This window comes from Actinomyces sp., from assembly GCF_030524025.1.
Lineage (GTDB): Bacteria > Actinomycetota > Actinomycetes > Actinomycetales > Actinomycetaceae > Actinomyces.
In genome coordinates this window covers 1-5,759 of sequence record NZ_JAUNHI010000051.1, presented here as the reverse complement: position 1 = coordinate 5,759, position 5,759 = coordinate 1, and the positions used below count along the sequence as shown (strand labels likewise).

General features: G+C 73.8%; 6 protein-coding genes. 4 read left to right on the top strand and 2 right to left on the bottom strand.

The genetic code is table 11. The annotated features are described in order from the left end of the window. Positions 1-27 precede the first annotated feature (27 nt). Positions 28-381 (bottom strand): YeeE/YedE thiosulfate transporter family protein, encoded by a 354-nt coding sequence (locus Q4C85_RS11635; RefSeq protein ID WP_303142286.1) that lies wholly within the window; start codon positions 379-381, stop codon positions 28-30. Between the two features lie 68 nt (positions 382-449). After that, positions 450-1,346, bottom strand: a complete 897-nt coding sequence (locus tag Q4C85_RS11630) for a PD-(D/E)XK nuclease family protein (RefSeq protein ID WP_303142284.1) — start codon at positions 1,344-1,346, stop codon at positions 450-452. Between the two features lie 68 nt (positions 1,347-1,414). On the opposite strand from Q4C85_RS11630, the gene Q4C85_RS11625 reads away from it, so the two are divergent. The 4 genes from Q4C85_RS11625 to Q4C85_RS11610 all read left to right on the top strand — a co-directional run. Beyond that, positions 1,415-2,458, top strand: a complete 1,044-nt coding sequence (locus Q4C85_RS11625; RefSeq protein WP_303142281.1) for a tetratricopeptide repeat protein — start codon at positions 1,415-1,417, stop codon at positions 2,456-2,458. 56 nt (positions 2,459-2,514) lie between these two features. Further along, positions 2,515-3,621 (top strand): site-2 protease family protein, encoded by a 1,107-nt coding sequence (locus Q4C85_RS11620; RefSeq protein ID WP_303142280.1) that lies wholly within the window; start codon positions 2,515-2,517, stop codon positions 3,619-3,621. Between the two features lie 86 nt (positions 3,622-3,707). Then, complete coding sequence (locus Q4C85_RS11615; RefSeq protein WP_303142279.1) at positions 3,708-4,499, top strand: tetratricopeptide repeat protein; 792 nt, start codon at positions 3,708-3,710, stop codon at positions 4,497-4,499. Positions 4,500-4,503: 4 nt separating this feature from the next. Continuing rightward, positions 4,504-5,759: multidrug effflux MFS transporter (locus tag Q4C85_RS11610; protein ID WP_303142278.1), on the top strand; the 1,256-nt coding region annotated here is incomplete at its 3' end.

Below are 5,759 nucleotides of genomic sequence, written 5' to 3'. Positions count from 1 at the left end.
CCCGGCCCCGGCGGGCCCGGTCTGAGATCATCGGTGCACTACTTGCGCACGGTGATCGACCACGAGGCCGTGCCGGTTCGGGAGAACTTGGTGACCGTGTAGCCGTTGTCGGCCCCCCCAGGAGGCGGGCCAGGCGATGACGGCGACCACTCCCACGAGGGCGCCGGTCACCAGGGGGTTCCACGCCCGCTCGAACAGCAGGTGGGCCAGTCCCGTGCGCTGGGCCGGAAGCTGGATCCCCACCGGGTGCTGCGCCGCGCGGCGCCGCTCGCGGCGCACAAGCGCGGCCGTCACGCCCACGACGAGGAGCACGCCGGCCCACTGGGGCAGCCCGATGGTGATCGGGATGGTGGTCAGCCCGGTGGTCCACAGGCCCTCCACGACCTCGGGCTGGCCGCCCTCCTCGAGGCCATCGTCCCCTTCTGAGGCCTCCCGTGTCTGACCTCCGGTCAGGCTCCCGGCGCCCGGCGTGCGGTGAGGAGCTGGGCCACACCCTCCTCGGGCAGCTCGGGCGTCGTCCCCCCGAACAGTGGGCAGCGGGCCTGGTGGGAGCACCAGTCGCACAGGCGCGAGCGCCGGGGGGCGAAGCGTCCCGAGGCGGCGCAGTCCTCGATCTCCTCCCACAGCCGTGCCAGCCTGGTCCCGGTGGCCTCCAGCTCGGCGGGGCGCGGGTCATGGGACAGCGTGCGCCCGTCCTTGAGGTAGAGCAGCTGGAGCCTGGCCGGTGCCCGGCCGCGCAGGCGCTGAAGGACCAGGGCGTAGAAGCGCATCTGGAACAGCGCCTCCTCGATGAAGCGCGGTCCGGGCGAGCGTCCCGTCTTATAGTCCACCACGCGCATCGCCCCGTCGGGCGCCACGTCCAGGCGGTCGACGAAACCGCGCAGAAGCAGTCCCTCAGCGCTCTCGGCTTCCACGAGGAGCTCGCGCTCGGCCGGCTCGAGACGACGGGGGTTCTCCATCGAGAAGTAGGTGCTGATGAGCCCGCGCGCCTGGCCGAGCCACCCCTCGACCTGCCCCGGGGAGCCGAACAGGTCCATGACGGCGGGATGAGACGCCCGGTGCGCCTCCCACTGCGCGGGAAGCAGGGCGATCGCCGACTCCGCGGTCCGCTCCTGGGGCGGCAGGTCGAAGAGTCGCTCGAGGACGCCGTGGACGAGCGTGCCCTTGTGGGTGGCCAGAGAGCCGGGCTCGGGCAGCCTGTCGACGGCGCGCAGGCGAAACAGCAGAGGGCACTGCATGAAGTCCTTGGCCCGCGACGGCGAGAGCGCGGCGCGGCGCGGACCCGCCGGGCGCGCCGCGGCGAGTCCGCTCCGTCCGGGTTCGGTCCCTGTGTCGGTGTCGCTCACGGCCACGAACCTACCGCGCCTGGCCGGGGTGCGGCGCAGTGCCGCTCGCCCGCCGCTAGCATGCGCCCATGACCGACGCGCCACGCTCCGCCCCGGGCCTGCCGGACACGGGACCCGCGGGCTGCACCGCCCACGAGGAGGCCCTGGCCCGCATCGGGGACAGTTGCGGAGCGGGACACGCCGGGGTGGCGCGCGCCCAGCTGGAGGTGCTCGCCGTGCTCGCCGACGCCGGCGTGCCGGCCCGGTGGCTAACGGGGCTCGACGCCGGGGGGCAGGACCCGGAGGCCGCGTATGCCGCCCTGGACGCCTTGGTCGAGCACGGGGTATGCACCCTGTCGCGCGACGGCGCCCTGGTCAGGCTCGAGGATGCGGCCGCGGTCCGGGCCGGCATGGATGACATGACCAGACAGGCCGCGGAGGACCGGGCGGCACGGCTGCTCGGCAGGATCCGGCTCGACCGCGTGCGCGACCCACGGGACTGGCGCCGCGAGGTCGAGGACCTCGTCGACCAGCTCCGGGCGCTCGGCGCCCAGCGGCACTCCCACCCCGTCCTCGGCCGGGAGGAGGGCGCCGCCGCCCTGGCCCACGCCGCCAGGCTCGCCCCCTCCCCGGTCACCCTGACCCTGGCGGAGCCCATCGAGGTCCTTGTTGCCCAGATGGGTGCGGGCCATGCCCATGTGCTGACGGCGCGCAACAGCCTGGCGGCCGCACTGCGGGAGACGGGCGACCCGCGCCGGGCGGTGCCCCTGTTCGAGCAGGTGCTCAAGGGCACGACCGACCTGGTCGGCGAGGACCACCCCCTGACGCTGACGGCGCGCAACAACCTGGCGGCTGCCCTGCGGGAGGCGGGGGAGCCGGCGCGGGCCGTGCTCCTCTACGAGGAGGTGGTGCGCAACGCCGAGCAGGTTCTCGGCCCATCCCACCCCGACACGCTGTCGGCGCGCAACAACCTGGCCTACGCCCACGAGTGCGCCGGGTCCCCGGAGCTCGCGGCACGTCAGCTCGAGCAGCTCGTCGAGCAGGCCGTCCGCCAGCTCGGTGAGCAGCACCCCTACGTGCCGTCCTTCCTGCGCAACCTCGAGCGCGTGCGCTCGGCGCTGGCCGCCGGCTGACCCGAGCCGACGGGACCGGTGCGCGCCGGGTCCTGCGACTCGCGTAGGCTCCGGCCATGCCATCCGCCTCCGCACCCGAGGGCTGGGTCCTGGGCCGGGTCGGCGGCGCACCCGTCGTCGTCGCCCCGACCTCGCTGCTGCTCGGGGCACTCATCGCAGCCAGCTGGTACCCCCTGGTCTCCTCCGCCCTGGCCGGCTTCGGGACCCTGACGGTCCTGAGCGTGGTCGGGCTGACCGTGGCCGGTGTCGCGCTCAGCGTCACCCTCCATGAGCTGGCGCACGGCATGGCGGGCACGGCACTGGGACGCGGGCCCGTGCGCTACGAGCTCTACCTGTGGGGCGGGCGGACCAGCTTCGGCCCGTCCCAGTCCTGGCGGCCGTGGAAGGACGTGCTCACCTCCCTGTCCGGCCCGGCCACCAATCTGGTCCTATGGCTGATCGGCCGGTGGGTCCTGGGAGCCGGCATCGTTGAGTCCGCACCGGTTCACGTCGCCGTGTGGGCCCTGACCTGGGTCAACCTGGCACTGGCGGTTTTCAACGCCCTGCCGGGCCTTCCCCTGGACGGTGGGCACGCCCTGGCCGCACTCGTCGAGCAGCTGACCGGGCGCCCCCGTCTGGGCAGGCAGGTCGCCGCCGTCGGGGGCCTGGCGGTCCTGGCGCTCATCGCCTGGCGCTGGCTGCTGTGGCCGCTGCTGGTCCAGGGCAGCAGGCCGGGCTCCTTCCAGCTGATCCTGGCCGTCATGGTCGGGTGGCCCATCGCCGTCACCTCCTGGCAGGTCCTGGGACTGGGACGGGGCGGGCGCGCGGCCGCCCGGCTCGACCTGCGGGAGCTGGCCAGGGCGGTGGCGGTCCTGCCCGCCGACGCGCCCCTGGACCAGGTGCGTTCCCGCCTGGAGGACGGCGCCGCCCTCGTCCTGGTCCTGGATGGCACGCGGGTCCTGGGAACGGTCGACGGCCGGGACCTGTCCGGGCTCGACCCGTCGGCGCTCGCCGAGGCGAGTGCCGGCCAGGTGTGCACCGTCCTGCCTGCCGTCGCGGTGACCTCCGAGCTGAGCGGCACCGGTGCTGCCGCGGCACTGGCCCGCGCGCGCGAGGTGTCCCGGTGGCTTGTCGTGGTCGAGGAGGGCGCCATCGTCGGAGCGGTACCCACCGGGGCGCGCTGACCAGGCTCCGGCGGGAACCGGCCGCCCAGGACACGCCGACGCGGCGCTGGTAGCCTGACCTGGTTTTGTCAGAAGGAGGTGGGTACGTGTCGGTCGAGCGCGTCCCGTGGGACGTCGTCGAGCACGCCAGGCATGTCGAGGAGTGCCTTCGTCTCTACGGCTCTGAGCACCCCGACACCCTGACCGCCAGGCACCATCTCGCCCGGGCCTACGAGACCGTGGGGGAGACCGGACGCGCCATCGAGCACTACACGAGCGTGCTGGCCGACGCCGACCGGGTCCTGGGGCGCGAGCACCCCCTGTCGGCGCTGTCCTGCTCCCGGCTGGCCCGCGCCCGGGCCTGCGCCGGCGACGCCGCGGGCGCCGTGCCGTTCTACGAGCGGGCCCTGGCCGTGCGTCGTCAGGCCCACGGGCATGACACCCCGGCCGTCCTGGCCGCCGCGAACAACCTCGCCCAGGCCTACAGCGCCGTCGGCGAGCCCGCCAAGGCGCTGCCCCTGCTCGAGGAGGCGCTCGGTACGGCGGAGGCCAGTGTGGGCGCCCGGGACGTGCTCACCCTGCGCATCCGAGTCAACCTGGCGACCACCCACCGCACCTGTGGCGACGTGGAGCGGGCCGTGGCCCTCAGCGAGCGGACACTGGCCGATGTCGAGGACATGCACGGCCCGGGTCACCCCGACGTCCTGGCTCTGCGCCACCACCTGGCGCAGGCATGCCAGGCCGCCGGGCAGACCGCACGCGCCCGCCGCCTGCTCCAGGAGGTCCTCGACGAGGCCGACCGGTCGGGCGCCCAGGACGATCCCGCCGTGCGCTCGGTGGTCGAGGCGGTCTGCGCCCAGCTCGGCGGACTCGCCGACGAGCCGAGCTCGGCGGCCTGAGGCCATGGCGAGAACCCCATCGGGACGAGACACCGTCCCCATCGCGCTCCTGGCCGCCCTGGCGGTGCAGAACGCCGTGCCGCCCTTCGCCACCGACATGTACTCGCCGGCCTTTCCGGAGGTCGTCCAGGACCTGGCCACGAGCTCGACGGCGGTGGGGCTGACCCTGACCGCCTTCTTCGTAGGCATGGGCCTGGGACAGGTCATCGGCGGGACGAGCTCGGACCAGTGGGGGCGCCGACTGCCCATCATCCTGGGCGGGGCCGTGTGTACCCTGGGCGGCGTCGTGTGCGCCACCGCGCCCGGGATCGGCGTGCTCATGGTCGGACGCGTCCTCCAGGGACTGGGTGGAGGCGCGGCCGCCGTCGTCGGGAGGGCCGTGCTCGTCGACGTCGCCCGCGGCAACCAGCTGGCCCGGACGATGTCGATCCTTATGGCCGTCGGCGCCCTGGCGCCCATGATCGCCCCGGTGGCCGGGGGAGCGGTGCTCTCAGCGGCCACATGGCGGGTCATCTTCTGGTGCCTGGCGGGCTTCGGCCTGTTCATGATGGTCATGGCCGCCGCGCTCGTCCCCGAGACCCTTCCCGTCCAGGAGCGGCGGGGCGGAGGGATGCGCCGCTTCGCGGCGAGCTTCGCCATGCTGGCCACCCGCCCCCGCTTCGTGGGCTACATGCTCACCTCGGCCTTCTCCGGTTTCGCCATGTTCGCCTACATCTCGGCCTCCTCCTTCGTCCTGCAGGAGATCAAGGGCCTGAGCACGATGCAGTACTCGGTGTTCTTCGGGTGCACGGCCGGCAGCAACATGCTCATGGCGATCCTCAACTCCCGGCTCGTCGGACGTTTCCAGCCCCGCCGTCTCATCGGGGCGGGCCTGACCATCTCGGCGACGGGCATCGCCCTCGTCGCGTTGAGCGTCCTGGCCCCCGGTCTTCCTCTCATTCCCCTGCGCACCGGATTCGTGCTGACAATGGCCGCCCAGGGCCTGGTCTTCGGCAACGCCAGCGCACTGGCCCTCACCGAGGTGCGGAGCACCGCGGGGGCCGCCAGTGCTCTGCTGGGGCTGGCCCAGGCCACAGCCATGGGGATCTCGGCGCCGCTGGCCAGCTCCGGGGGAGGCGCGAGCGCCCTGCCGATGCTCATGGTCATGCTGGTGGGCATCATCGGCGCCTGGTGCGCCTACCTGCTCGTGGGCCGCACCCCACCCCCGAGATCGGGACATATGGCACCCCGAGATCGGGACATATGGCACGCCCCGGCCAT